Source organism: Amycolatopsis echigonensis (assembly GCF_002846615.1).
Classification (GTDB): domain Bacteria; phylum Actinomycetota; class Actinomycetes; order Mycobacteriales; family Pseudonocardiaceae; genus Amycolatopsis; species Amycolatopsis echigonensis.
In genome coordinates this window covers 7,467,025-7,491,679 of sequence record NZ_PJMY01000003.1, presented here as the reverse complement: position 1 = coordinate 7,491,679, position 24,655 = coordinate 7,467,025, and the positions used below count along the sequence as shown (strand labels likewise).

The 24,655-nt window shown below is 70.3% G+C and carries 25 protein-coding genes and 2 pseudogenes; 13 read left to right on the top strand and 14 right to left on the bottom strand.

Features of this window, described 5'->3' with window-relative positions:
* Positions 1-24 precede the first annotated feature (24 nt).
* Genes ATK30_RS40360 through ATK30_RS40340 form a run of 5 tightly spaced genes read left to right on the top strand, consistent with a single transcriptional unit; the run spans position 25 to position 5,828 of the window.
* Positions 25-2,136: a hydantoinase/oxoprolinase family protein gene (locus ATK30_RS40360; RefSeq protein WP_101439953.1), complete on the top strand. Its 2,112-nt coding sequence runs from the start codon at positions 25-27 to the stop codon at positions 2,134-2,136.
* Entirely contained in the window at positions 2,136-4,109 is a 1,974-nt protein-coding gene (locus tag ATK30_RS40355) for a hydantoinase B/oxoprolinase family protein (RefSeq protein WP_101439952.1), read from the top strand. The genes ATK30_RS40360 and ATK30_RS40355 overlap by 1 nt, the downstream gene beginning before the upstream one ends.
* Entirely contained in the window at positions 4,106-4,390 is a 285-nt protein-coding gene (locus tag ATK30_RS46670) for an acetone carboxylase subunit gamma (RefSeq protein ID WP_101439951.1), read from the top strand. Before ATK30_RS40355 ends, ATK30_RS46670 begins: the two co-directional genes overlap by 4 nt.
* Positions 4,387-5,148, top strand: coding sequence for an SDR family NAD(P)-dependent oxidoreductase (locus ATK30_RS40345; protein ID WP_101439950.1), 762 nt, complete (start codon positions 4,387-4,389; stop codon positions 5,146-5,148). The genes ATK30_RS46670 and ATK30_RS40345 overlap by 4 nt, the downstream gene beginning before the upstream one ends.
* Positions 5,145-5,828, top strand: coding sequence for a class II aldolase/adducin family protein (locus ATK30_RS40340; protein WP_101439949.1), 684 nt, complete (start codon positions 5,145-5,147; stop codon positions 5,826-5,828). Before ATK30_RS40345 ends, ATK30_RS40340 begins: the two co-directional genes overlap by 4 nt.
* Before the next feature lie 88 nt (positions 5,829-5,916).
* On the opposite strand, the gene ATK30_RS40335 is transcribed toward ATK30_RS40340, so the two are convergent.
* The 12 genes from ATK30_RS40335 to ATK30_RS40280 form a co-directional block, all read right to left on the bottom strand.
* Complete coding sequence (locus tag ATK30_RS40335; RefSeq protein ID WP_101439948.1) at positions 5,917-7,686, bottom strand: chloride channel protein; 1,770 nt, start codon at positions 7,684-7,686, stop codon at positions 5,917-5,919.
* Positions 7,687-7,764: 78 nt separating this feature from the next.
* Positions 7,765-9,054 carry an ArsB/NhaD family transporter gene (locus ATK30_RS40330; RefSeq protein ID WP_101439947.1) on the bottom strand — a complete coding sequence of 430 codons (1,290 nt, stop codon included), beginning with the start codon at positions 9,052-9,054 and terminating at the stop codon, positions 7,765-7,767.
* Positions 9,055-9,070: 16 nt separating this feature from the next.
* Positions 9,071-9,517: a CBS domain-containing protein gene (locus ATK30_RS40325; protein WP_009078280.1), complete on the bottom strand. Its 447-nt coding sequence runs from the start codon at positions 9,515-9,517 to the stop codon at positions 9,071-9,073.
* 208 nt (positions 9,518-9,725) lie between these two features.
* Positions 9,726-10,718, bottom strand: a complete 993-nt coding sequence (locus ATK30_RS40320) for a threonine ammonia-lyase (protein ID WP_101439946.1) — start codon at positions 10,716-10,718, stop codon at positions 9,726-9,728.
* Between the two features lie 374 nt (positions 10,719-11,092).
* A complete protein-coding gene (locus tag ATK30_RS40315) occupies positions 11,093-12,817 on the bottom strand; it encodes a hypothetical protein (protein WP_143271481.1) in 1,725 nt (574 codons plus the stop codon).
* Positions 12,814-13,275 (bottom strand): hypothetical protein, encoded by a 462-nt coding sequence (locus ATK30_RS40310; RefSeq protein WP_101439944.1) that lies wholly within the window; start codon positions 13,273-13,275, stop codon positions 12,814-12,816. Before ATK30_RS40310 ends, ATK30_RS40315 begins: the two co-directional genes overlap by 4 nt.
* Before the next feature lies 1 nt (position 13,276).
* The gene (locus tag ATK30_RS40305) at positions 13,277-14,317 is read right to left on the bottom strand and encodes a COG1470 family protein (RefSeq protein ID WP_101439943.1); all 1,041 of its coding nucleotides are present in this window, start codon (positions 14,315-14,317) and stop codon (positions 13,277-13,279) included.
* 64 nt (positions 14,318-14,381) lie between these two features.
* Entirely contained in the window at positions 14,382-14,858 is a 477-nt protein-coding gene (locus ATK30_RS40300) for a hypothetical protein (protein WP_101439942.1), read from the bottom strand.
* A 569-nt stretch (positions 14,859-15,427) separates the two neighbouring features.
* Positions 15,428-16,084 (bottom strand): response regulator, encoded by a 657-nt coding sequence (locus ATK30_RS40295; protein ID WP_101439941.1) that lies wholly within the window; start codon positions 16,082-16,084, stop codon positions 15,428-15,430.
* Positions 16,081-17,622 (bottom strand): sensor histidine kinase, encoded by a 1,542-nt coding sequence (locus tag ATK30_RS47010; protein WP_279630040.1) that lies wholly within the window; start codon positions 17,620-17,622, stop codon positions 16,081-16,083. The genes ATK30_RS40295 and ATK30_RS47010 overlap by 4 nt, the downstream gene beginning before the upstream one ends.
* Before the next feature lie 116 nt (positions 17,623-17,738).
* Positions 17,739-18,128: a pyridoxamine 5'-phosphate oxidase family protein gene (locus ATK30_RS40285; RefSeq protein ID WP_167442082.1), complete on the bottom strand. Its 390-nt coding sequence runs from the start codon at positions 18,126-18,128 to the stop codon at positions 17,739-17,741.
* The gene (locus ATK30_RS40280; protein WP_101439938.1) at positions 18,125-18,769 is read right to left on the bottom strand and encodes a response regulator transcription factor; all 645 of its coding nucleotides are present in this window, start codon (positions 18,767-18,769) and stop codon (positions 18,125-18,127) included. The genes ATK30_RS40285 and ATK30_RS40280 overlap by 4 nt, the downstream gene beginning before the upstream one ends.
* Here ATK30_RS40280 and ATK30_RS47365 point away from each other — a divergent pair.
* Positions 18,695-19,099, top strand: a pseudogene (locus tag ATK30_RS47365) (prepilin peptidase); the annotation flags it as partial. The gene ATK30_RS40280 and the pseudogene ATK30_RS47365 overlap by 75 nt on opposite strands.
* A gap of 113 nt (positions 19,100-19,212) precedes the next feature.
* Here the strand turns inward: ATK30_RS47365 and ATK30_RS40270 are convergent.
* Complete coding sequence (locus tag ATK30_RS40270; protein ID WP_167442081.1) at positions 19,213-19,614, bottom strand: DUF6010 family protein; 402 nt, start codon at positions 19,612-19,614, stop codon at positions 19,213-19,215.
* A 286-nt stretch (positions 19,615-19,900) separates the two neighbouring features.
* Here ATK30_RS40270 and ATK30_RS40265 point away from each other — a divergent pair, with 286 nt between their 5' ends.
* The 7 genes and pseudogenes from ATK30_RS40265 to ATK30_RS40240 all read left to right on the top strand — a co-directional run bounded on the left by ATK30_RS40265 (position 19,901) and on the right by ATK30_RS40240 (position 24,061).
* Positions 19,901-20,671: an arsenate reductase/protein-tyrosine-phosphatase family protein gene (locus tag ATK30_RS40265; RefSeq protein WP_101441322.1), complete on the top strand. Its 771-nt coding sequence runs from the start codon at positions 19,901-19,903 to the stop codon at positions 20,669-20,671.
* A pseudogene (locus ATK30_RS40260) lies at positions 20,668-21,058 on the top strand (VOC family protein). The gene ATK30_RS40265 and the pseudogene ATK30_RS40260 overlap by 4 nt, the downstream one beginning before the upstream one ends.
* A 31-nt stretch (positions 21,059-21,089) precedes the next feature.
* Positions 21,090-22,358 carry an APC family permease gene (locus ATK30_RS40255; RefSeq protein WP_101439937.1) on the top strand — a complete coding sequence of 423 codons (1,269 nt, stop codon included), beginning with the start codon at positions 21,090-21,092 and terminating at the stop codon, positions 22,356-22,358.
* 221 nt (positions 22,359-22,579) lie between these two features.
* Entirely contained in the window at positions 22,580-22,984 is a 405-nt protein-coding gene (locus tag ATK30_RS40250; RefSeq protein ID WP_244194872.1) for a DUF302 domain-containing protein, read from the top strand.
* Positions 22,981-23,565: a mycothiol-dependent nitroreductase Rv2466c family protein gene (locus ATK30_RS40245; RefSeq protein WP_101439936.1), complete on the top strand. Its 585-nt coding sequence runs from the start codon at positions 22,981-22,983 to the stop codon at positions 23,563-23,565. The genes ATK30_RS40250 and ATK30_RS40245 overlap by 4 nt, the downstream gene beginning before the upstream one ends.
* 2 nt (positions 23,566-23,567) lie before the next feature.
* On the top strand, positions 23,568-23,735 hold the full coding sequence (locus ATK30_RS45475) for a hypothetical protein (protein ID WP_167442079.1): 168 nt from the start codon (positions 23,568-23,570) through the stop codon (positions 23,733-23,735).
* Positions 23,736-23,791: 56 nt separating this feature from the next.
* Positions 23,792-24,061: a metal-sensitive transcriptional regulator gene (locus ATK30_RS40240; RefSeq protein ID WP_101439935.1), complete on the top strand. Its 270-nt coding sequence runs from the start codon at positions 23,792-23,794 to the stop codon at positions 24,059-24,061.
* Positions 24,062-24,096: 35 nt separating this feature from the next.
* On the opposite strand, the gene ATK30_RS40235 is transcribed toward ATK30_RS40240, so the two are convergent.
* Positions 24,097-24,645: a hypothetical protein gene (locus ATK30_RS40235; protein ID WP_460431575.1), complete on the bottom strand. Its 549-nt coding sequence runs from the start codon at positions 24,643-24,645 to the stop codon at positions 24,097-24,099.
* Between the last annotated feature and the right edge of the window lie 10 nt (positions 24,646-24,655).

Sequence of the window (24,655 nt, the reverse complement as noted above, 5' to 3'; positions counted from 1 at the left end):
CGATCCGAAGGCAAAGGGGCCCTCATGGCGTACGTCATCGGCATCGACACCGGCGGAACGTTCACCGACGCGTTCGTCGCCGACCAGCACAACCGGCTCGCCGCGGCCAAAACCCCGTCCACTCCCCCGGATTTCGCGACCGGCTTCCTCACCGCGATCGACGAACTGGCCGCGGAGCTCGGCATCTCCGTCCGCGAGCTGCTCGCCGACACCGACTATCTCGTGCACGGCACCACCTCGACGCTCAACGCACTGGTGACCGGGGACGTCGCGCAGGTCGGCTTCCTCACCACCCGCGGGCACGCGGACTCGATCAGCATCATGAACCTCGAAGGCCGCTACGCCGGCCTGGGCAGCGATGACATCCAGCACATGGCCCGCACGGCGAAGCCCGCGTCCTTGGTGCCCCGGCACCGGATCCGCGAGATCGACGAGCGCGTGGACTACCAGGGCCGCGTCGTCGTCCCGCTCGACGAGGACGGCGTCCGGACCGCGGTCCGCGACCTGCTCGCCGACGGTGCGGAGGCGATCGCGGTGTCGTTCCTCTGGTCCTTCCGAAATCCCGCCCACGAACAGCGGGTGCGCGAGATCGTGCAGGAGGAAGCGCCGGAGGTATACGTGGCGCTGTCCAGCGAGGTCAGCCCGCGGATCCGGGAGTACCCGCGCAACGTCACGACGATCATGAACACGCAGGTCGGCCCTCGGCTCGGCAGTTACCTGCGACCGCTCGAAGCCGAACTGCGCGCCCGCGGGCTCACCGGCGCGCTGCTGGTGATGCAGGGTTCCGGCGGCTGTGTCACCGCCGCCGACGCACCGGCGCACGCGATCACCACCATCGGTTCGGTGCTCACCGGCGGCGTCGTCGGGTGCACGCGGATGGCCGCCTCGCTGGGCCACGACAAGGTCATTTCGACCGACATGGGCGGCACGACATTCCTGGTCGGACTGGTTGTCGACGGCAAACCAGTGACCACCACCAGCACGATCCTGAACCAGTACACGATCAGCACGCCCATGGTCGACGTGCACACCATCGGCGCCGGCGGCGGCGCGATCGCGTGGGTCGACCCGGGCGGGAACCTTCGCGTCGGGCCGCGCAGCGCGGGCGCCCGGCCCGGGCCGGCGTGTTACGGCGAAGGCGGCTGGGAGCCGACGGTCACCGACGCGGACCTCGTTCTCGGCATCATCAACCCGGACAATTTCCTGGGCGGGCGCAAGAAACTGGACGTCCAGCTGTCCCGCGACGCCATCGACAAGGTCGTCGCGACCCCGCTCGGCATGTCCGTCGAGGACGCGGCGGCGGCGATCTACGCGATCCAGAACGCCCAGACCGCGGATCTGGTCCGCAAGGTCGTGGTCAATTCGGGCCAGGACCCGCGGGACTTCACGCTCTACGCGTTCGGCGGCGCGGGTCCGATGCACTGCGCGAGCTACTCGGCCGACCTCGGCGTCAAGGAGGTCGTGGTCCCGCTCGGTTCCACTGCCGCGGTCTTCTCCGCCTACGGGTTGGCCGCGTCGGACATCGTGCTGACCGCCGAACAGTCGCAGCCGGTCGCGATGCCGGTCGCGGCGGACACCGCGAACGAGGTGTTCAGGGGTCTGGAACGGGAGCTGGAACGCCGTCTGGCGGAACAAGGGCTGACCTTCTCCGCGATCAGCTACGAACGCGAAGCCGACCTCCGCTACACCATGCAGCTCGCCGAAGTCGCGACTCCAGTACCCGGCGGCGAGCTGACCGGCGAGTCGGTGGACCAGCTCGGCCGGGACTTCGAGGCAAGCTACGAAGCGTTGTACGGCAAGGGATCCGGCTTCCCCGACGCCGGGTTGCAGCTCATCACCTACCGGGTCCGCGCGACCGGGATCCTGCAGATCCAGCCGGAACTGCCTGAGCACCACACCCTGCCCGGCGAGCCCGCCACGAGCGGCGAGCGGGAGGTCCTGCTCGACGTGCGCGCTGGACGGCAGCCCGCCGCGATTTACGACTACCGCGCACTCGGCGCGGGCCACGAGATCGAAGGCCCCGCGGTCGTCGAAGCGCCGACCACCACTGTCGCCCTGCCGCCGGGCACTCAGGCCACTGTGGACCGTCTGGGCAACCTCGTGATCCGTTTCCCCGAACGGAAGGAACACTCCTGATGGCTGTCATCCCCGTCGCCGGCTCCGAACGCTTTGTCCAGTCCGGCGCTCCCCTCGACCCGGAAGCCCGGTTCGGCGACCTCGACCTGCACCGAGTCGACTCGACGGACGTGGACGCGCTCACCTACGAGGTGGTCCGGCACCGTTTGGTCGCCATCACCGACGACATGGGCGACGCGATCAAGCGGATGTCCGGTTCGGTCGTCGTGACCGACTGCAACGACTTCGGCGCGGGCATCATGGACGAGACCGGCGAAACCGTCCAGGTCGGGCTGTACAACATGCAGCTCGGGTCCGCTTTGGACATGGCGGTGCGCTGGACGCTGGAGCATCGCGCCGAGAACCCGGGAATCGCGCCGGGCGACCAGTTCCTCCTCAACGACCCGTGGATCGGCGGCGGCCTGCACCAGAACGACGTCACCGTCCTCGCCCCGCTGTTCTACGACGGCCAGCTGTTCTGCTGGACCGGCGCGGTCGCGCACCAGGTCGACCTCGGCGGCGTGTCGCCGGGCAGCTGGTCCGTCGAAGGCCACGACGTGTTCTGGGAAGCGCTGCCGATCCCGCCGGTGAAGATCGTCGAAGGCGGCACGCTCCGCTCGGACATGGAGGACATGTACCTGCGCCGGTCCCGCGTGCCCCGGCTGGTCGGGCTGGACCTGCGCGCCAAGATCGGGGCGAACAACGTCGCGCAGGACCGGCTCACCGCGCTCATCGACAAGTACGGCCCGGACACCGTCAAGGCCGTGATGAAGAAGATGATGGGCGACGCGGAATCCCAGCTGCGCACCAAACTGCGCGCGCTGCCGGACGGAACGTGGTCGGCCGTCGCGCACCAGGACGGCGCGCGGGCGGGCGACCGCGACATCCACAAGATCGTGGTCGCGATGTCCAAACAGGACGACACCCTCACCTTCGACTTCACCGGCACCGACCCTCAGGTCGACGGGATCATCAACTGCACCCTCGCCGGATTGCGCGGCGGGATCCTGCCGATCCTGCTGACCATGCTGTGCCCGGACATCTCCTGGTCGCCGGGCGGGATCTACCGGTGCGTCGAGATCGTCAGCGAACCGGGGACGATCAACAACTGCACCTTCCCGGCGGGCATCGGGAAAGCGTCGGTCAACTCGGCGTGGGCCACGCAGAACGCGGTCTCCGAAACGGTCGCGCAGATGTTGAGCACGCACGCCGAACTGAGCCGGTCGGCGATGAGCGTGTGCTGCGGGACCTGGGATCTCACCCTGCTGGCCGGAGTCGACCAGCGCGGCGGGGGTTTCGCCACGATGCTGTGCGACGCGATGTCCGGCGGGCTCGGCGCGAAGGTGGACGGCGACGGCGTCGACACCGGCGGCGAGAACTGCATTCCGATGGGCCGCATCGCCGACATCGAGATCAACGAGTTCAGCTTCCCGATGCTGTACCTGTGGCGGCGCGAGGAAGTCGATTCGGGCGGGCCCGGCCGGTGGCGCGGCGGCGTCGGAGCGTCGAGTTGCTTCATCCCGTACGACTCGCCCACCCGCAGCGTGCACCTCGTAGTCTCCGCCAACGGCAAGGCGGTGCCGCAGGCTCCCGGCATTTCGGGCGGCTATCCCGCCGCCACGCAATGGGACGTCCTCGTCCGCGACACCACCGTGCGCGACCAGCTCGCGAACGGCCGCATCCCGCAGACCATCGAAGACCTGCGCGGCAGCGCGGACACCCTCCCGCCGCACCTGGAAACCGATCTCGCCGAAGCGGACGTCTACTTCACCCATTGGCAGGGCGGCGGCGGTATCGGCGACCCGCTCCACCGCGAACCCGAACGCGTCGCGGCGGATGTCCGCGACGGCAAGGTGTCCGCGATTGCTGCCACCGAGGTCTACGGCGTCGTGCTGGCCGACGGCGAGCCCGACCTCGCGGCCACTGCGGCGCACCGCGATCGGCTGCGCTACCAACGCGCCGGACTCACGCCGCTGGAAGGAGCGCACCAGTGAACCTCGACCTCAACCTCCGCGTTGACGACGCGACCGGCGCTGTCGTCTGCCGGCACTGCGCGACCCGGATCGGCGACACCACCGCCGAACCGATGGCGCACGCGCGGCGCCACGAACGTCCCTCGACCGAAGCCGGGCCCGGCGTCCACGCCGATCCCGCCGCGTTCGTCGACCGGAAAGTCCTGCTGCGCCAAGCATTCTGCCCCGGCTGCCTGACGCTGCTGTCCACCGAGATCGTCCCGGACGGCGAACCCTCCTACCGAAGCTGGAGCCTGACATGACCCTCAACGGACTCGCCGGGAAGGTCGTCGTCGTCACCGGCGCGGCCCAGGGCATCGGCGCGGCCTACGCCCGGCGCCTGGTCTCCGAAGGCGCGACCGTGGTCCTCGCCGATCTCAACCGCGACGGCGTCGAAGCCACCGCCGCCTCGCTGGACGGCCCGGGCAAGGCCAGCGCGTATGCACTCGACGTCTCCAGCCGTACCAGCTGCGCGGAGTTCGCCGCCCAGCTCACCGAGGCGCACGGCCGGGTCGACGGCCTGATCAACAACGCCGCGATCTTCTCCGCCATCAAGATGAAACCGTTCTGGGAGATCACCGACGAGGAATGGGATCGCCTGATGGCGGTCAACCTCCGCGGCCCGTGGCTGCTCGTGTCGGCGCTGCTCCCGCTGCTGCAGGCTTCCCCGTCGGCGAGCGTGGTCAACATCGGCTCCGACGCCGTGCAACTCGGCCGTCCCGGCTACCTGCATTACGTGGCCAGCAAAGGCGGCGTGCACGGCATGACGTTCTCCATGGCGCGCGAACTCGGCGAATTCGGCATCCGCGTCAACACCCTCTCCCCCGGCCCGGTCTACACCGAAGTCGCGCGGGAAACCGTGACCCCGGAACAACGCGAGGCGATGCTGCGCGCCCAATCGCTGCACCGCCCCGCCGGGGCCGACGACATGACCGGCCTGGCCGCGTTCCTGCTCAGCGACGACGCGGGTTACCTGACCGGCCAAACCCTCAGCGTCAACGGCGGGCTGGTGCACCGATGAGCACACAGCAGGAACTCGTCGCGCTGTCGTCCCGGATCCTGGCCGCCGCCGGACAAGGCGACCTCATCTGGGGCCACGTCTCGTGCCGCGACGCCGACGGCCGAGGCGTCTGGATCAAGTCCGCGGAATGGGGCATGGAGGAGGTGACGCCGGAGCGGGTGCACCTCGTCAACGCCGAAGGTGAGGTCGTTTCCGGCGCTGGCCCGCGGCACAGCGAGTACCCGATCCACACCGAGGTCATCGCCGCGCGGCCGGACGTCAACGCGGTGGTGCACACGCACGCCCCGCACGCCGTCGCGCTCGCTGCGACCGGACAGGAGCTGCGGCCGGTAAGCCACGCCGCGAACCTGTTCGTACCGCCCGAGGTGCCTCGCTACACCGAGACCGCGGACCTGATCCTGACCCCGGAATTGGGCAAATCGCTGGCTGCGGAACTCGGCAATGCGCGGGCAGTGTTCCTGGTGAACCACGGAATCGTCGCAGTCGGCGATTCCGTCGAGAGCGCGACGGTCGCCGCGGTGGTGCTTGAGCGGGCCTGTGAACAGCAATTGCTGACGCAGTCGTTCGGTGGCTGGCCGAGCTGGTCGCCACCGGAAGAATCCCACGCGAAACGGGAGCATATTTACCACCCGCGCGCGATGCGGGCGGTCTGGGATTACCTGGTGCGGCAGTTGCCTTGACCCGGTGGTGCGCTGCCCGGTTGGGCGGCGCACCACCGGCATGGTCTGTACCCGGCGGCGCCCACGGCGGTATCAAGGCGATCCGCTTTCAGCGGCCAGCCGCGGCTGGTTCCAGCGCGCTCAGGACCGACTGGTGCGTGATCCATCCGGTCAGCTCGTCTTTGCCGGTCAGCACGGGAAGGCCGGTGCCCGGAGCCTGAGCCAGTGCGTCGAGCGCGTCGGCGAGCGTGGAGTCGGCGGTGACCAGCGGAGGCAATTCGGCGAGATCTCCCACCCGGCCCTCGTGGTCGTCGGCCACCGCCTCGGCGACCGCGCGGGCAGTGGCGCAGCCCTGGTACCGGCCCTCGTCGTCGACCACCGGCAGGATGCCGTGGCCGGACAGCGCGAGCGCGTGCGCGGCCGGTTCCAGCGGCAGGTCGTCGCGCAGGGGTTCCGGCAGCGGTTCGGTGACCGCGGAGACCTTCGTGTCCGCCAACCGCCGGGCCGACGGGTGCTTGTCCAGATCGATGCCGCGGCGACGCAATTTCAGCGTGTAGATCGTGTCCCGGGACAGCGCGCGGCTGATCGCGGTCGCGATCACGATGGCGGTCAGCATCGGCAGGATCACCGTGTACTGGCCGGTCAGCTCGAACAGCACGATCACCGCCGTGATCGGGGCCCGTGCCGAACCCGCGAACGCCGCGCCCATGCCGATCAGCCCGTACACCCCCGGCGACGCGGTCACCGACGGCAGCCACGCGTGCACGCCGATCCCGAAAGCCGTGCCCGCCATCGCGCCGATGAACAGCGACGGCGCGAACACCCCGCCCGAGCCGCCGATCCCGATCGTCAGGCTGGTCGCCACGATCTTGCCGAGCATGAGCACCAGCAGGAACCCGAAGACGTACTTGCCCTCGACCGCGTTCTGCAGCACGGGATACCCCACCCCGTACATCTGCGGCAGCAGAAGCAGCAGCCCGCCCAGGAACACCCCGCCCACTGCCGGGCGAAGCCATTCCGGCCCGCGCCACAACCGGTCGCACAGGTCCTCGATCCAGTACAGCACCCGGGTGAACAGCACCCCGCACGCGCCGACCACCAGGCCCAGCGCCACGAACAACAGGTACTCCACCGGGCTCCGCAACGAGAACGGCGGCAGATTGAGGAACGGCGTGTTGCCGAACACCGCGCGTCCGACGACACTCGCCGTCACGCTCGCGAGCACCACCGCCCCGAACGACTCCGCGGCGAAATCGCGCAGGATCAGCTCCATCGCGAAGAACGGACCCGCCAGCGGCGCGTTGAACGTCGCCGCGATCCCGCCCGCGGCCCCGCAGGCGACCAGGATCCTCAGTCTGGATTCAGGCAGCCGGGCGAGCCGCCCGAGCGACGAGCCGAGCGCGGACCCGATCTGCACGATCGGCCCCTCCCGGCCCACTGAACCGCCGGACCCGATCGTCAACGCCGAGGCCAGCGCCTTCACCACGCTCACCTGCACCGGAATCCGCCCGCCGCGCTCGGCGACGGCGTACATCACCTCCGGCACCCCGTGCCCGCGAGCCTCCGGCGCGAACCGGTACACCAGCGGCCCGTACACCAGACCCGCGAGCACCGGGGCCAGCAGCAGGAACCACGGCCCCAGCGCCGGGAACCACGGATGCGCCGCCCGCCCCGCGTCCGAATAATCCGCGTGCCCGGAGAACACGTGCGTGAACGTGGTGATCAGCCACCGGAACACCACCGCGCCCAGCCCCGCGCCCGCCCCGATCAGCACCGCCAGCCCGACCAGCCCCGCACGGCTCTCCCGCACCCACCGGCCCACCGGCGGCCGCACCGGCACGACGAGCCCGCGTTTCCCCGCACTCTCACCCGACGACATTGATGCAGTATGCAACAATTGGTCACGGACATGGTTGCGGGATCGCTCACACCTGACCGGAAGCCCCTGCTTCTGCCGTCAGAGGACGAAGTAGCGCAGCCACAGGTACGGCGCGGCGACGAGCACGGTGATCAGCGTGACGACCGCGCCCTTCTTGGTGAATTCCCAGAACGAGATCGGCGCGCCGGCCCGGGCGGCGAGGCCCAGGACCACGACGTTCGCGCTGGCCCCGACCGCCGTCATGTTGCCGCCGAAGTCCGCGCCGAGCGCCAGCGACCACCACAGCGCCTCGGAATGCGCCGGGTCCGGGATGTCGTGGGTGAGCGCGAGCACGAGCGGGCTCATCGTCGCCACGTAAGGGATGTTGTCGATCACGCCGGACAGCAGCGCGGACACCCCGAGGATCAGGAAGACCGCCAGCAGCGCGTTCCCGCCGGTGGCGCCCGCGGCGACCTTCGCGAGCCAGTCGATCACGCCGGTCTTGACCAGCGCCCCGATCATGATGAACAGGCCGGCGAAGAACAGCAGGGTCTCCCATTCGACCCCGGCCAGATACTGCTTCGGCGGCGTGCCCGAGCCCAGCACCAGCAGGCCCGCCCCCAGCAGCGCGACCACCGACGGGTCCAGGTGCACCACCGAGTGCAGCACGAACCCGGCGAACACCAGCAACAGCACGACACCGGACTTGATCAGCAGCTTCGGCTGTCGGATCGCTTCGCGTTCGTTGAGCGCCATGACGTCGGCGACCCGCTGCGGATCGACGGCGAACGACCCGCGGAACAACCACGGCAGCACCAGCCCCAGCACGACCAGCTCGAGCGCGACGATCGGCGTCAGGTTGAGCAGGAAGTCGTTGAACGCCAGTCCCGCGCGGCTGCCGACGACGATGTTCGGCGGGTCGCCGATCAGGGTCGCGGTGCCGCCGACGTTGGAGGCCAGCACCTCGGCGATCAGGAACGGGACCGGGCTGATGTCGAGCCGGTCGCACACCAGCAACGTCACCGGCGCGATCAGCAGCACCGTGGTCACGTTGTCCAGGAACGCCGACGCGACCGCGGTGATCAGCACCAGCAGCAGCATGATCCGCAGTGGCGACCCCTTGGCGCGTTTGGCCGCCCAGATCGCGACGAACTCGAACACCCCGGTGCGGCGCAGGATCCCGACGATGATCATCATCCCGAGCAGCAGGAACAGCACGTTCCAATCGACGCCGGTGTCCTCGGAGAAGAACGCGTCCGCCGACCCGCTCACCCCGGTCGCCAGCACCACGCCCGCCCCGGCCAGCGCGGCGGTCATCTTCGGGACCTTCTCGGTCGCGATGAGCACGTAGGCCACCACGAACACGACCACCGCGATGATCGTGCTCACCGGCGGACCGCCCGGATCAGCGAGGCGTCAGCGCGTGCTCCAGCAGCCGCGACGCGGACACCACCCCGAGCAGCGTCCGGTCCCGCATGACCGCCACGAGCGGGCACCGCAGCCGGGCCATCGTCGCGGCGACCTCCACGATCGTGTCGTCGGCGTCCACCCTGGGCAATTCGCGCGGCTCGTCGGGCAGCAACTCGCGCACCGTCCGCCCGCCCAGCTTGTCCGCGACGCGGTCCGCCATCGACTCGCTGAGCACCCCGGCCAGCGACGGATCGTCGCGCACATACGGCGGCACGAGAAACTGCACGACGTCGGAGGCGGGCAGCACGGTGTGCGGGCACCCGGACGCTTCGGTCACCACCAGCCCGGGCAACCGGTGCTCGGCCAGCAGGCGCGCGGCCGCCAGCGCGTCCGCATCCAGGTCGACGACCGGGAACTCCTCGGCCAGGTCCGCTGCGCGCATGCCCCCAGGCTACGGCGAGCCGGACGGCACCGCCGGAACTCGCGATTTCTTTCCGCACCCCTGACGCCATCGGACTCCCCGGGCTCGATCGGACCGCCCGCCGCCCGGCTGGGCACGGGCAGGCCGACCAGACTTCCCGGCACACCACGCGTAAAGATGCCGCAAAGACCGGCCCGCAGCAAACCGGGGCCCGCCCGCCGGGGGTGCGTCAGAACCGGCGGCCGGGAGCGGCCCCGACCCAGCGGTGGTAGGCGTCTGCGTCGACGTTGCCGCCGCAGACGATGGTGACCACGTGCCGTCCGGCGAAGCGGGCACGGTCTTCGAGGATCGCCGCGACTCCGAGCGCGGCGGAGGGCTCGACGACGAGACCGGCCCGGTCGAGGAGCAGCCGCATCCCGGCGATGATCGACGCCTCCTCGACCAGGACGGCATCGTCCGCGAGCAGCAGCAGGTCGTCCAGCACGGCCGGGATGGGTCGCCGGCCGGCGACCCCGTCGGCGATGGTGTCCATCGAGTCGGTCGTGACCACGCGCCGTTGTCTCCAGGAGAGGGTCATCGCCGGTGCGCCCGCCGGCTGGACGCAGATCACCTCGACGTCCGGCGCGCAGGATTTGAGCACCTGCCCTACCCCGGTGGCCATCGCCCCTCCGCCCAGAGCGATCAGGACAGCGTCGAATGGGGGCTCGGTGCCGGCCAGGGCGTCCGCCAGCTCCAGGCCGATCGTTCCCGCGCCCTCGCAGGTCTCGAGGTCCAGGCTGTCTTCGACCAGCCGGATGCCGTCGCGCCGCGCGATGACAGCAGCTCGCTCGCGAGCCGTTTCGATGTCGCCGTCCACCAGCTCCAGCCTCGCGTCCAGCGCACGGATGCGCTCGAGCTTGGCCGCGGACGCGTAACGGGAGGCCACAACGGTGACGTCGATTCCCCGGCAGCGACCGGACCAGGCGAGAGCTTGGCCGAGGTTGCCCGCGCTCGCGCACACGACGGCCGAAGCGCGGTTGTCGGCGAGCAAACTGGTGATCACCTCGGTGCCTCGCGCCTTGAAGCTGCGGACCGGATTCGCTGTTTCGAGCTTGACGCTCACCGCGCACCCGAGGTCGGGCTCCATCGTCTCGCAGCGATACAGCGGAGTGTGGAGGAAGACCGGGTCGATCAGCTGGCGAGCCGCTTGGATCCGGGCGAGGTCGAGACGCGTCTCCTGCACGATCCGCCAGCCTAGCCGCCAACGCCGCTCATCCGGCCGTAAAACGCGGCTGCGGGGCTCGGTACCGCGGTGCCGATTTCAAGCGGGCTACGGACGTGCCGCCCGGTGCTCTGCTTGCCGCCGCGCGAAAACTGCCATCAGCGGCACCGTGAACAGGAGCGGGCCCAGAATCGCTCGCTCGCGTCGAGGTCATGCCAGTCGGGCTGGGACGGTCGCAAGTCGCTGGCCTTGCGGCACGCGAGGCTGCAGCTTCGTCAGCGCGCCCGCCTTGCTCACCGCGGTCCTGGCCCAAAGCTGGGACCGCGCGACGGTCCACCGCCGAGAACGACGAGCGGGCCTTCGCGCGATCCCCCACCCAAGCACTCCACCCGGGATCAGCTCTTCGTGACCGTTGCGGTCGCATTCGAGTAGGTTCCGCTGGTCGCGGTGAGAATGTCCGACGTCCAGCTTCCGTTCTGGGACTTGAACGTGAACGTCTGGGTCGACTCCGCGAGGCCCGTCGCGCTCGTCGTGAGGTTCACCGACGTGCCGGTCGAGGGCGAGGTGAATCCGCCGCCGTTCGTGGTGACCGTGATGGTGCGTCCGAGGTTGCTCACGGTGTTGCCGTAAGCATCGGTGATCGCGATCTTCGCGGTGAGCGTGCCGCTGTTGCCGATGCCGGTGTCCGTGCAGGTGAACATGCACGGCGAGCTCAGCGTTCCGGCCGAGACCGTCACGCCGGACCAGGCCAGTCGGGCCGGGTCGCCCGCGCTCACGGTGAGCTGGGCGCTGGTGCCCGTCAGCGAACCGTCCTTGAGCGTCAGCGTCGTCGATTCGGCCTTCACCAGGGTGAGCGTCGCGGTGGCGGTGCCGGCCGAGAAGACCGTTGCCACGCTGGAAGGGGCAGGAGTTCCGTCTGGGGCGGGGCTCGGTCCCGTCACGGCGAGGGTCTTGCTGCCGGTGTAGCCGGTCGCCGTGTTCTTGTAGGCGTCCAGCGCCGTGACCGTGACCGGGAATGCAGCACCGGCCTTCTGAGCCAGGCCGGTTGAGACCGCGAACTGCGCGGCAGCGCCAGGGCTGACGGTGAAACTGGGCGAGACACCGCTGATGTGGCTGTCTCCGACCGACAGCGTCGTCGTCTGGGCCAGGTACAGAGTGAGCGGCACCGTCGCGGTGCCTGAGGTGAACGTGACCGGGTTCGCCGGGTAGGCCGGGGCCTGGCCGGAGACCGCCGTGCCGGGGCCGGACCAGGTCAAGGTCTTGCCGCCGGTGTAGCCGGTCGCGGTGTTCCGGTACGCGTCGAGAGCGGCGAGGGTGATGTTTTGCGCGGCGCCGGCGACGGCTCCGGACGGCGCGGGCACCTGGAACTGTGCGGCCGCTCCCGGGGTAACAGTCACCGCCTGGTTGCCCGTGACGTTCCCCGACGTGGCCGTCAGCGTCGTGTTTTCCGCTTTGTACAAGGTGATCGGCACGGTCGCGACACCGTTGGCGAAAGTGACCGTCGAGTTGCCGTTGTTGTAGGACGGCGCGGTCGAGTCCGGCGCGTTTCCGGGACCGCTGAAGGAAACCGGGTGGTCGCCGGTGAAGCCGGTGTCGGTGTGGCCCGCGGCGACGGCCGTGAGGGTCACCGTCGCGGCGTTGCCCGCGGTCAGCGCGGGCACGGACAGGCTGAAGCTGTCGCCGGTGGTCATTCCCGCGCTGCGCGGGCTCTCGCCGCCTTGCCACGCGCCCAGAACCGGCGTGACGGTGTAGTACCACGTTCCGGCGGGAACGTTCGATTCCGTGCAGCTCAAGGCGTTCGCCGGAACAGCAGCGCACGTGCCCTGCGCCGCGGCGGTCGCGGTGCCGCCCGAAGCCGACGGATAGCGGGAGATCCGGTAGCCGCCGGCGGGATGGCCGCCGACCGTCGTCCCGGCGGACCAGGCCAGGTTCACCGACGTTCCGGTGACGGTGCCGGACGGCGTCGACCCCGCGGTCATGCTGTCCGCCCGCCCGTAGGCTGGGACATTGGACGCCTGGGCCGTCCAGAACGCCCACGCCACGCCGCCGGACAGGGCGAGCGCAACGGCCGTCGCCGACAGGACGAGGGCACTTCGACGACTGATCCTCGGAACTCTCACTTCTGCACCGTCACCGTGACTGGAAGGGAGAACGTCTGCCCCTGGCAGGCGTTCGACGAGGTGGTGTCCATGGCCAGCGCGCCGGTCAGGCGCAGCACAGTGGACTGGCCCGCGGCCAACGAAAACTGCGGATCCGCGTACCCCGAAGGCGAGGTGAACGTCACGCCGGTCGGGCCGCAGCCGTTGCCCGCCTGCGCGGGTCCGGTCGCCGTGATCGCCACGACCTGCACTGAGAAACCGTTGGGGTTGGCCAGTTTCACGAGCGCGTCGGCGGTGCCGCCCGGATACAGCGTGCTGGCCGGGGTCTCGCCGGACAATGCGGCGGCCGTGACGGTCATCGTGCCGGTGGCCGCGGTGCCGGACGCGGAGCCCGTGCTGGACCAGTCCGCAAACGCGACTCCGGTCCCGGCGAGCAGCACGACCGCCGCCGCGCCGGTCGCCCAGTGGCTCTTGCGCATGTCAGGCCCCCTGTCCCGCGCCGGAGTAGGCGAGCGCGACCGTTGCGTTCTTGCACGCGTCCTGGCTGGTGGGCAGGTCGAGCATCACGATCCGCGGCAGCGCCGAGGCCGGGACGCCGAGCTGGGACAGCGTCGCCGTTTGCCGGGCCGCGAGCCGGAGCGGGTACGGGCCGCTGTACTGCGTTACCGCGAAGTTGCCCGGCGCACAGCCCGCGGAGCTGGTCTTCGCGACGGTGACGGTCAGGTTCGAGATCGCCAGGTCCTGGTTGTTCGGGTTCTGCAGCAAGAGATCCACCGGCAGGGCCGGGGCACCCGGCGCCAGCGTTCCCGCGGGATCTCCCGAGACGGTGAACGGTTTTCCCGACGGGGCGGCGACATCGAGCTCCACTTGAGCGTAGGCGTTTCCCGCGCTGCTCGACCCGACGACGTAGACGGGGTAGCTGCCCGGCGGTGTCGTGGCGGAGGTGCTTACCTGCAGCGTCGACGAGTTTCCCGTGGTGCTGCTGGGGTTGAGGGTGGCCGCCGCGCCGCTCGGAAGTCCGCCGTACACGCTCAACGAGACCGCTCCGGTGAAATTCGTGCGGTTGATTCCGATGGTGTAGGCCGCCGTCGAGCCCGCCGGCACGGTGGCCGAAGCTGGCGTCGCCGACAGCGCGACCGACGGGGACAGTGCCCGGTTGACGGTCAGCGTGACGCTGATCGAGTGGCTGAGCCGGCCGCTCGCCGCGGTGATCGTGACGGGATAGGTCCCGGTCGGTGTCGTGGACGACGTGGTCAGCGTCAGGGAGGAGGTTCCGGACGTCGTGATCGACGGAGGCGCGAAGCTCGCGGTTCCGGGCTGTCCCGTGGCGGTCAGCGCGATGCTCCCGCTGAACCCGCCGGTGGCGGCGGCCGTCACGGTGTAGGCAGCGGACTGGCCCTGCTGCACGGACTGGCTCGCCGGGTTCACGCCCAGCGTGAAGTCGGCTTTGGCCGCGGCGGCCGCGCTGGCCAGCACGCTCATGCCCAGCAGGCAGAGCAGTATCGGCACGAGCTTCCTCATCGGTTCTCCATCGGCGGAGGAAAGGTCCGGGGACAACGCACGCGCCTAGCCCCCGGACCGGCGGTCAGTTGCTGGAGTAGGCGAGATTGACCGTCGCGCCCTTGCAGCCGTCCTGGTTCGTGGCCTTGTTGTTGAAGCCGAGCGTCGCGCCGGAGAAGCCGGTGCTCGCGCCAGTCGCCAGGTCCTGGTCCACCGTCATGGTCGCGCCGGACAAGGTGTAGTCGCTCGCGTCGCAGGTGCCGACCGCGCCGGGCGCGGTGGCGACCGAGGCGATCGAAACGGTGACGGTGTGCACGAAAGCGTTGTTGGCGGAGTTGTTCTTCACCGTGCCGGAGATGGCGCCGGCCGCGACGCCGGGCGCCAGGTTGGTGGGCGCGCTGTTCTGGGTGATCGACAGGTTGCTCGCACCGGCCGAGACGGCTGCCGTGCCGGAGCCGGTGCCGGTGGTCGACCAGTAGGCGTACGCGACGCCCCCGCCGACAGCTACCAGCACGAGCGACCCGGCGAGGACAGCCTTGGTCTTCTTGGTGATGTTGCGCATGGGGACTCCCTCTTGTTTGCCTGAGCCGGCAACGGTTTTCCGTTTTTTCGCCGGGGCATTGCTCCGACACCGAGTCTGCGGCCGCGTCGCGGCACGGCGCTCGGGGCGATCGGCCCGCGCTGACCCGTGCCGAAAGACCCGGGTCCCCGAGGTACTGGGGGATTTTGTCCGTCGGTCGGCGGACAGCGTGTCGTCCCTCCGCCGGGACCTGTCCGCCGTTCACCCACTGTGGCCGAACCCGCTCGAATCGCACGCTGTGGCACTACGACGACCCCGACGCGACGGAGGGTTGGCAAAAATGTTCACCTGGTGCGAGCCCGACCCGGCAACTCCGCGTTCGCAAAGTTCTTGCACCGCAACGGTTTCTCGCGCACCACAACGGTTTCTCGGCGCGAGATCGCATACAGCGCGACGCTCAGGCACAACGACACCGAGAGCGTCGACACACTGCAGCTGGCATTCGGCTACACCGCGCCCTCTTACCGGGCGGAGTCCGGCTGCGTCACCGCGGGACCGTACCCCCGGGTCGGCAGGTGGTCGTGCTCAGCTGGACGAGACCGGGGTGACGCTCAGCCCCGCCGGTTCCGCTGCTGGTTGCGCCGGGCCGCGTACACCGCGGCCTCGGTGCGGCGCTCGAAGCCGAGCTTGTGCAGCACGGCCGAGACGTAGTTCTTGACGGTCTTCTCGGAAAGGACGAGCCGTTCGGCGATCTGGCGGTTCGTGCGTCCGTCCGCGATGAGGTCGAGCACGCGCCGTTCCTGCGGGCTGAGGGAGGCGTACCCGGTGTCCTGCGGGCCGGTCTCGCCGCGCAGGCGGCTGAGCACCGAGGCGGTCAGCTTCGCGTCGAGCAGCGAACCGCCTGCCGCGACGGTGCGCACCGCGTCCACCACGCTGGTGCCCGAGATCTGCTTGAGCATGTACCCGGCGGCCCCGGCCATGATCGCGCCGAACAACGCCTCGTCGTCGGAGTAGGAGGTCAGCATGAGGCAGGCGGGCGGCGGCTCCAGCATGCTGCGGATCTCGCGGCAGACGGTGATGCCGTCGCCGTCGGGCAGCCGCACGTCGAGGATGGCCACGTCGGGCTTCACCGCGGCGACCCGCGCGAGCGCCTCGGCGACGCTGCCCGCCTCCCCCGCGACCCGGAGGTCGGGCTCCGCGTCCAACACGGTCTTCAGGCCGGTGCGGACCATCTCGTGGTCGTCGAGGAGGAACACCGAGATCGTCATGACGCCCCCTGCGACGGATTCGCGAGCTCAACGCTCCAGGTCAGCGTCGTACCACCCTCGTCCGGATGGCGCAAGGACGAGGAGCCGCCCCACCTCGCCGCGCGGTGGCTGAGGTTGGCGAGTCCGCTGTGCTTGCCGGGTCGGTCTCCCGGGCCCGCGCCGTCGTCGGTCACCCTGAGGTCGAGCCGCTGCCCGTCGCGGTCGACAACGATCTCCACCGAGGCTGAGCTCGCCGCGGCGTGCCGGGCCACGTTGGACAGTGCCTCGCGGACGACCGCAAGCAGGTCGGCGCGAATCGGGCCGGTGACGGCGGTGTCGACCGGGCCGTCGAACGCGACCCGCGGCTCGAACCCGAGGACGGCGGCGCTGTCGTGCGCGAGCCCCAGCAGTTCCGAACGGAGGCCGCCGTGCGCCTCCGCGGGCTCCTGCAACGAGAAGATGCTGTTGCGGATCTCCCGGATCGTCCGGTCCAGATCGCGCACGAACCCGCTGATCCCGTCCGCGAGCTCAGGCCGGTCGGCGGCCCTTTTCAGCCCCTCGAGCCCGAGCGCGACGGCGAACAGCCGCTGGATGACGAGGTCGTGCAGGTCCCGCGCGATGCGGTCGCGGTCCCGGAACACGGCGAGCTTCTGCCGGTCGGCCTCGGCGCGCGTGAACTCCAGCGTCAGCGCCGCGTGCACGGCGAACTCCCGGACCTCGGCGATCTCGTCCTCGGCGAACGGTGTCAGGTCGCCGAATTTCGCCACCATCAGCACACCGAGGGTGTCCGGGCCGACGGTGAGCGGCACCGCGACCGCGGAGTCGAGGTCCTTGATCGTGGCGGGCATCGTCACCGCGGACCCGCTCTGCTGGGAGACCACGTGGTCGCCGTATCGCCGCACCGCCACGGTCTCCCGGGTCGCGAACGCGACGCCGCTGGCAGTGCCCTCGACCGGCACCGTGACCCCGGCGAGGGCTCGGTGCTCGGCGATCGGCGAAGCGACCACCTCGAAGACCAGGGTGTCCGGGTCGGCGAGGCTGGGCCGCACCACGGCGCCGACCGAGGCCGCGGCGACGGTTCGCGCCCGTTCGGCGATGAGGTACAGGGTGGTGTCCAGATCCGCGCCCGTGAGCAGCGCCCGGGTCACCTCGTGCGCGGCGGTGAGCCAGCGGTCCCGGGCGTGCGTCCGGCGGTATTTGCCGACGTTCTCGACCGCCATGCCCGCCGCCGCGGCCAGCGTCGCCGCGATCTCCCGGTCGTCCGCGCCGAACTCGCCGGTCGCCTTCTCCGCGAGGTAGAGGACGCCGTGCACAGCGTCGCCGACCCGGATCGGCGCGGCGACCGCGGACGGTGCGGGTACGACCACCTCGTCCGGAACGTCGGCAAGGGGGCGAAGGACCGTCGCGGCGGGCAGCAGGTCCGCGGACCCGGCGGTGATCACGTCGCCCGTCTCGTAAACGGCGACCGCGCCGCCGCGCGCGCCGGTCAGAGTGCAGGCAGCCTCGGCGATGCGTCGCAGCGTGTCACGCGGATCGTCCTCCGTCGCCAGTGCGACCACGGCGCGGAGGAGAGGCGATGCACCGGATTCGGCCACTCGGTCTCCACGGCGTCACGTTGCGCGTCAACACGCGTACGGTAAGCCAACGGCCCGGAGCCTACACCCGGAAGTCCGTTTCAGCCGACGAACCGGCGGCCGGACACGACCTCGATCGATACCCCGACCCGGAGCTCGCGCACCGCGGGCGACGGCCGCCACGACAGGTCAGGCCCTGGAACGCCGAGCGTCGTCATGGCGCGGCCGAGCACCGTGACCCACCAGGCAGCCTCCTCCGACAGCGCGTCCGCTTCGAACGCCACCACTCCGCCGTCGGCCGCCCTGGACAGGGCGCTGCGGACCGCTGTCTGGAACCAGACCGTGTCGTCGCGCACCGTGAACTTCACCGGCTGGACCGCGGGCAGGCCGTCCACTGTGTAGACGACTCGCCCGTAGCGAGCCGTGGAAAGCAACCGCAGGCACTCAGCGCGATCGAGCACCTCCAAACCGGACTGGTCGAGAGCACTCACGCGGACGCTCCGGCCGGCCGGTCGAGCAGGCCCTCCCGCAATCCCGCCATCAGCGCCTGCGCGCGGTTGGACACCGCCAGCTTCTCGTACAGGCGGGCAACATAGGTTTTCGCGGTGGACGGGCAGAGGTACATCGTTCGCGCGATTCCCGGAACCGACATGCCCTCGGCGAGCAACTGCAGGACTTCGTGCTCACGCGGGCTGAGCGCGACCCGGCTGCCGTCGCGGCGGCGGGCCAGGGCCGGGGCGAGCCCGGTCGCGGTGAACGACGACGCGGCAACGGCCGCGTGCCGAATCGCGGCGAGCACCTCTTCGGCGGGCGCGGTCTTGGGTACGAACGCCGAGACCCCGGTTTCCAGCGCACGGAACAGCAAGTCGTCCTCGCCGCGCGAGGTGAGGACAACGATCCCCAGCTCGGGGAAACGGTCGCGCAGTTCGCGGGCCAGGCCGAGACCGTCGCCGTCGGGCAGCGCGACGTCGACGGTCACGACGTCCGGCAGCGCCGTCTCGACCATCCGCACCGCCTCGGCCATCGAACCGGTCTCCGCGACGATGGCGAGGTCCTCGTGCTGCGCGATCAGGCCGGCCAAGCCGTACCTGGTGAGGGTGTGGCCGTCGACGACGGCGACTCGGACGGCCATGGTCTCCTCCTGTGCGGTCACCGGTTTCGCTGCGTCAGTCGGGATCGCGCGGCGGGTGTTAACCGTCCGGCTCGGATCCGGGACAAGAGGAGGCCGACGGCAGGGTACGACCCGGGTCTTTCGGCACTGGGACGACGCCGCCCGCGCAAGGATCATGCGGGAAAGGACCTCGACGGAGCGGAGAGCCGCCATGCCCGTGCTACTGCCGACGGTCGCGCTCTTCGGGCTGGCCGTGGGTCGTTCCTCAACGTAGTCGCGTGCCGCGTGCCGCGCGGCGAATCGGTCGTCTCGCCGTCGTCGCATTGTCCGCAGTGCGCGACGGCGATGCGGGCGCAGCACAACAACCTGGGGCTGGGCTGGTCGGCGCCCGGCCTAGCCCGCGCCATCGGCAGAAGGTCTTTTAATGTCCCTCGCACCGATCAGATCCGGCCGATGGAGCGAGGTCAGCCTCGTACGGAGACCAGTCTCGTGCGGGCTTCCTTCACCGACATTCCGCCAGTGAAGCACCAGATGGCGATCACCGGGTCGCAGATCGCGCAGCCCAGCGACGAGGTGTGCGCGAACGGCAGGATCGGCATGCCCTTGATGTGGTGCAGCACGTCGAGGGCCGTGTGCAAGAGCCACGCCACGCCGATGTACGCCCAGGATTTCAGGCCGCGGTAAGCGCAGTAGGTCACCGCGGCGGTGAAGACCAGTTCGAGGGGGCCGAAAGCGCCGCTGCTCAGGTAAGCGGCTCCGGCCCCGGCGACCATGATCGCGTTGAAGCTGCGTCGGTGCGGCTCGGCGAGGAAGGAATTGAGCAGCGTGTAGGCGATGCCGATGAGAACGGCGGAAACGATGATCACGGGCCAACGCTAGGGACGCGGACCCGCACGGGTAACCGGCCGGAGGGACACTTTTCGCCGGATTCTTGCCAACGGTGCCGTGGTCACCGTCGTTCCGCAGCCCTGTTCCCGGCCCGCACGACCAGCGAGGCCCGAGTACTCCGCCCGAGCAGCCGGTCCTGCTCGACTTTCACGTCCGGGTGCCGAGAGGCGTAGCCATCCAGCCGCTGTGCCAGCAGCCGGTGCTCTGTTCCTTTTCCTCGGCCGGAAACTCGCGATCGCGGACTAGATGTATCAATCCAGCTTGATGTACTCTCGGGCGGTGCCCGAGGAACCTCCGCTGTTCGTGCGGCTGCTGGCCGATCCGCTGCGGTGGCGGCTGGCCCGAGAGCTGGCCGTCAGCGACCGGCGCGTCCGGGAACTGGTGGCGGCGGTCGGACAGCCGCAGAACCTGGTCTCCTACCACCTGCGGCAGCTGCGAGCCGCAAGGGTCGTGACCGCGCGGCGCAGCAGCGCCGACGGGCGGGACAGCTACTACCATCTCGACCTCGCCCGATGCGCCGAAGCATGGGCGGAGGCCGGGACCGCGCTGCACCCCGGTCTCGCGGGCACCTCCGGACCGGCCTCCCACCGTAAGGGGCAACGCCTCCGAGTCCTGTTCCTGTGCACCGGAAACAGCGGACGCTCCCCGCTGGCGGAAGCGTTGCTGCGCCACCGCGCGAGAGACAGGGTCGAGGTCGCCAGCGCGGGCAGCCATCCCAAGCCGCTGCGCCCCGAAGCAGTCCGCGCGGCAGCGGAGTACGGCATCGTCCTCGAGCACGAGCCGACCCACCTGGATTCGGTGCGGCGCAAGCGGTTCGACTGGGTGATCAGCCTGTGCGACAAAGTCCGGGAACTGCGCCCGGACTTTCCCGGCGAGCCCCGGACGATCCACTGGAGCCTTCCCGACCCGGCCCGCGAACTCGACGAGACCGGAGACGCCTGGCCCGCGTTCCGGCGCACCGCCCGGGAACTGGACACCCGGATCCGGTTCCTGCCCTTCGCCCTCACCGCCGATGCTGAGGAGGAACTGTCATGACCGCCGAACTGGACGACCTCGTGAGCGTGCGCTACCTCGTCGACGATGTCGACGCCGCGATCGCGTTCTACACCAAGCATTTCGGGTTCACCGTGCGCACGCATTTCCCGCCCGCGTTCGCCGACGTCACCCGCGGCAACTTGCGGCTGCCGCTGAGCGGACCGGCCAGCTCCGCCGGGCGCACCCTGCCCGACGGCAGCCAGCCTGCCCCCGGCGGCTGGAACCGCATCCACCTGATCGTCGAGGACATCGACGCCGAAGTCGCGCGGCTGCGCGCCGACGGCGTCGTATTCCGCAGCGACGTCATCAGCGGCCCCCGGCGGTCGCCAAATCGTGCTCGACGACCCGGCGGGCAACCCGGTCGAACTCTTCCAGCCCCGCGGCTGACCGCCCCGGCCTTCAAGGAGAACCCGCCGCTGTGAACTCGCCTGCGCTCGCCCGACGGCTGGGCACCGGAGACGCCGTCGTCATCGGCCTCGGATCGATGATCGGCGCCGGCGTGTACGCGGCGTTCGGCCCTGCCGCCAAAGCCGCCGGCACCGGCCTGCTCATCGGCCTCGTGCTCGCCGCCGTCGTCGCGTACTGCAACGCCACCGCCTCCGCGCAGCTGGCCGCGCAATACCCGACCTCCGGCGGCACCTACGCCTACGGACGCGAACGGCTCGGCGAATGGTGGGGCTTCGCCGCGGGCTGGGGATTCGTCATCGGCAAAACCGCCTCCTGCGCGGCCATGGCACTGACTTTCGCCACCTACGCGATCCCCGGGCCGTGGTGGTTGCAACGCCTCGTTGCAGTCGCCGGCGTGCTCGCCCTCGCCGTCCTCAACAGCCGCGGCGTCACCCGCACGGCTCAGCTGACCCGGATCCTGGTCACGATCACCCTGCTCGCGCTCGCCACGCTGGTTCTGGGCATCGCCTTCGGCGGCAACGCATCCCCGGCACACCTGGGCGGAAGCAGCGCATGGTCCTCCGGCGGGCTCTACGGCATTCTCCAAGCCGCCGGGCTGCTGTTCTTCGCCTTCGCCGGCTACGCCCGCATCGCCACCATGAGCGAAGAAGTGCGTGACCCGAAACGCGCCATCCCCCGCGCGATCCCCATCGCACTGGGGATCGCGGTCCTGGTCTATCTCGTGATCGGCGCCGCCGCGCTGCTCGCTGCCGGTCCCGCGCGTCTCGCCGAGTCCGCCGCACCGCTGACCACCGCCGTCACCGACGCCGGAGCCGGCGCGCTCACCCCCGTCGTCCGCATCGGCGGCGCGGTCGCCAGCCTCGGCGCGCTGCTCGCGCTGATCGCGGGCATCGGCCGCACCACCCTGGCCATGGCCCGCAACCGCGATCTGCCCACCTGGCTCGCTGCAGTGCACCCTCGCTTCCGCGTCCCGCACCACGCCGAATTCGCCCTCGCCGTCGTGGTATCCGTGCTGGTGCTGACCGCGGACCTGCGCGGCGTGATCGGGTTCTCCTCCTTCGGCGTGCTCGTCTACTACGCCCTCGCGAACCTCTCCGCGTTCACCCAGCAGCCGCCCGACCGCCGCTGGCCCCGGTGGCTGCAAATCCTCGGACTGGCCGGATGCCTCGTCCTCGCGACAACCCTGCCCTGGCCCTCGATCGTCGCCGGAGCCGCGGTATTCGCCGTCGGCCTCGTCGGACGGCTGCTCGTGCGCCGCTCGCGAGCCCGCCAGCGGTGACCGCCCGACGCAGCAGCGGGATCATGCTGTAGCGCTCCACGGCCCCGCTCAGCAACACCACCCCGTCTACATCGTCGAGGGGTCGACGGCGCGCGACTGCGAACGGCCTGCGATGCGACGACCGACTCCCCACTGACCGCAGAAACGACGATTGACGGATACCCCTGGGGGCATGTGCAATGCCCCCGGGGGTATCGTGAAAGTCGAGGAAAGGAGCTGCCGTGAAGCTGGGCTTGTCCCGCACCTACCGAAGCGCGGGTTTCGACCAAGTAATGGCCAAGACACGAACCGCGCTGGCCGACGCCGGTTTCGGGGTCCTGAGCGAGATCGACGTGCAAGCGACCATGCGCGAGAAGCTGGACGAGCGGATGGAGCGCTACACCGTCCTGGGCGCGTGCAATCCGCCCCTCGCCCACCGCGCGCTGACCGCGACCCGCGAGGTCGGATTGCTGTTGCCCTGCAACGTCGTGGTCCGCGAAAACGGCACCGAGGAGACGATCGTGGAGGCGATCAATCCCGCGGTGATGGCGGACGTCGCACCCAAGGCGGGCATGGCCGAGGTCGCCGCGGAAGCCGCCGGACGGCTCGAGTCCGCGCTCGACGCACTCGACCGGGAGCTGGCATGACCGGCGTGGTGCTCTACGGGGATCCGGTCTGCCCCTTCGCCTGGCTCGCCTACCGCTGGCTCGCCGACACCGGCACGGAGTTCTCGATGCGGCCGATGAGCCTCGCCGTCCTCAACGAGGGAAAGTCCGTGCCGGAATCGCACCGGCAGCGCGTCGAGGACTCGCTGCACGCCGGCCGGGTCCTCGCGGCGATCGAGGACCCGGCGGCCGCCGCCCGGTTCCACGTCGCGCTCGCCCGCCGCGTTCACGAGCGGCGGCAGCCGGTCAGCGACGCGGTGCTCCGCGCCGCCTTGCGCGACGCGAGAGTGCCGGAAGACCTTGCGGGCCAAGCCAATTCGGCCGACGCGGACCCGGCCGTGCACGACGCGCACCAAGCGAGCCAGGACGCGCTCGGGGAAACCGGCGGCAGCCCGATCACCCAGCTCGACGGCCGGGCCTTCTTCGGCCCGGTGCTCACCGAACTGCCTGGCCCCGCCGAAGGACGCGCCCTGTTCGACGCCCTGCGCGCAACCGCCGCCGTACCGGCGTTCGCCGAACTCCGCCGTCCCCGCGTGGGCGCGCCCACGATCCCGGAAGGATGACCATGTGCCGTCCCGTTTCCTGCCGCACCTGCGGCAAAACCACCTGGGCCGGCTGCGGCCAGCACGTCGCCCAGGTCAAGGCAGTCGTCCCGGCCGAACAGTGGTGCCCCGGCCATCCCGGCGAACCGCGGCCGCCGCGCTCGTGGCCGTGGAGCAAGCGCCGCAGCTGACCACATACCCGCAGGGGTATCGTGGACCACGCCCGACCAGCCAGGGAGAGGACATCATGATCGGCGACCAGGACACCGTCACGCAGGTGCGCAACCGGCTCCGCCGCGCGCAAGGCCAGCTCGCCGGGGTCATCGCGATGATCGACGAAGGCCGCGACTGCAAGGACGTGGTCACCCAGCTCGCCGCCGTCTCCCGCGCGCTCGACCGGGCCGGGTTCAAGATCATCGCAAGCGGTCTGCGCGAATGCGTCTCCGCTGACGGCGAAAGCAATGAAACCGCCATGACCGAAGAACAGCTGGAGAAGCTCTTCCTCACGCTCGCCTGACCCTACTGTCCACAACGGACATTTCCTCGCCGGCGTCAGTTCTCCGCCGGGGCGCGGCCGAGGCGGATGGCCGACACCAGGAAGAAGATCCCGCCCAGCACCGCGTACCCGGCCACGGCGGCCAGCGACGGGTTCGGCCCGCCGGCGCTGAGAACGAAGTTGGCCCCGGCCAGCACGGAGATGCCGCCGCTGAGGATCATCGGCCACTGGCCGCCCATCCGGCGCCTGCCGACCGCGACGATCAACTGGACAAGACCGGCCACGACGGCCCAAGCGCCCCAGACCCGCAGCACGGCCGGAACGCCGGACGCGCTGGCGATCGCGACGCCGATCCCGGCCAGCAGGCTGATCGCGATGTTCACGTACAACCCCGCGGCACGGGACGAGCGCGCGTCCACGACCGCGGCCGCGACGTCGAACAACGGATACCCGACGACCAGCACCACCCCGATCGGGCCGAGGTGCGATTTCGAGGTGAGGAACAGCAGCGCGGCCCAGACGACCGCGAAGGCGAACCGCACGAAGTAGAGGCGACGCAGCGGGGCAGCGCTCCGGGCGGCAGGCGAGTCAACGATGGTCACGATGATCCTTCCG

What these genes read in the sequence shown, in the direction of transcription:
- ATK30_RS40340 (WP_101439949.1), top strand. Translation starts at nt 5,145, where the DNA reads ATGAGCACACAGCAGGAACTCGTCGCGCTGTCGTCCCGGATCCTGGCC.
- ATK30_RS40305 (WP_101439943.1), bottom strand. Translation starts at nt 14,317, where the DNA reads ATGAGGAAGCTCGTGCCGATACTGCTCTGCCTGCTGGGCATGAGCGTG.
- ATK30_RS40360 (WP_101439953.1), top strand. Translation starts at nt 25, where the DNA reads ATGGCGTACGTCATCGGCATCGACACCGGCGGAACGTTCACCGACGCG.
- ATK30_RS45475 (WP_167442079.1), top strand. Translation starts at nt 23,568, where the DNA reads ATGTGCCGTCCCGTTTCCTGCCGCACCTGCGGCAAAACCACCTGGGCC.
- ATK30_RS40325 (WP_009078280.1), bottom strand. Translation starts at nt 9,517, where the DNA reads ATGCGCGCAGCGGACCTGGCCGAGGAGTTCCCGGTCGTCGACCTGGAT.
- ATK30_RS40310 (WP_101439944.1), bottom strand. Translation starts at nt 13,275, where the DNA reads ATGCGCAAGAGCCACTGGGCGACCGGCGCGGCGGCGGTCGTGCTGCTC.
- ATK30_RS40345 (WP_101439950.1), top strand. Translation starts at nt 4,387, where the DNA reads ATGACCCTCAACGGACTCGCCGGGAAGGTCGTCGTCGTCACCGGCGCG.
- ATK30_RS40265 (WP_101441322.1), top strand. Translation starts at nt 19,901, where the DNA reads ATGTACTCTCGGGCGGTGCCCGAGGAACCTCCGCTGTTCGTGCGGCTG.
- ATK30_RS40295 (WP_101439941.1), bottom strand. Translation starts at nt 16,084, where the DNA reads ATGACGATCTCGGTGTTCCTCCTCGACGACCACGAGATGGTCCGCACC.
- ATK30_RS40300 (WP_101439942.1), bottom strand. Translation starts at nt 14,858, where the DNA reads ATGCGCAACATCACCAAGAAGACCAAGGCTGTCCTCGCCGGGTCGCTC.
- ATK30_RS40240 (WP_101439935.1), top strand. Translation starts at nt 23,792, where the DNA reads ATGATCGGCGACCAGGACACCGTCACGCAGGTGCGCAACCGGCTCCGC.
- ATK30_RS40355 (WP_101439952.1), top strand. Translation starts at nt 2,136, where the DNA reads ATGGCTGTCATCCCCGTCGCCGGCTCCGAACGCTTTGTCCAGTCCGGC.
- ATK30_RS40245 (WP_101439936.1), top strand. Translation starts at nt 22,981, where the DNA reads ATGACCGGCGTGGTGCTCTACGGGGATCCGGTCTGCCCCTTCGCCTGG.
- ATK30_RS40335 (WP_101439948.1), bottom strand. Translation starts at nt 7,686, where the DNA reads ATGTCGTCGGGTGAGAGTGCGGGGAAACGCGGGCTCGTCGTGCCGGTG.
- ATK30_RS40280 (WP_101439938.1), bottom strand. Translation starts at nt 18,769, where the DNA reads ATGGCCGTCCGAGTCGCCGTCGTCGACGGCCACACCCTCACCAGGTAC.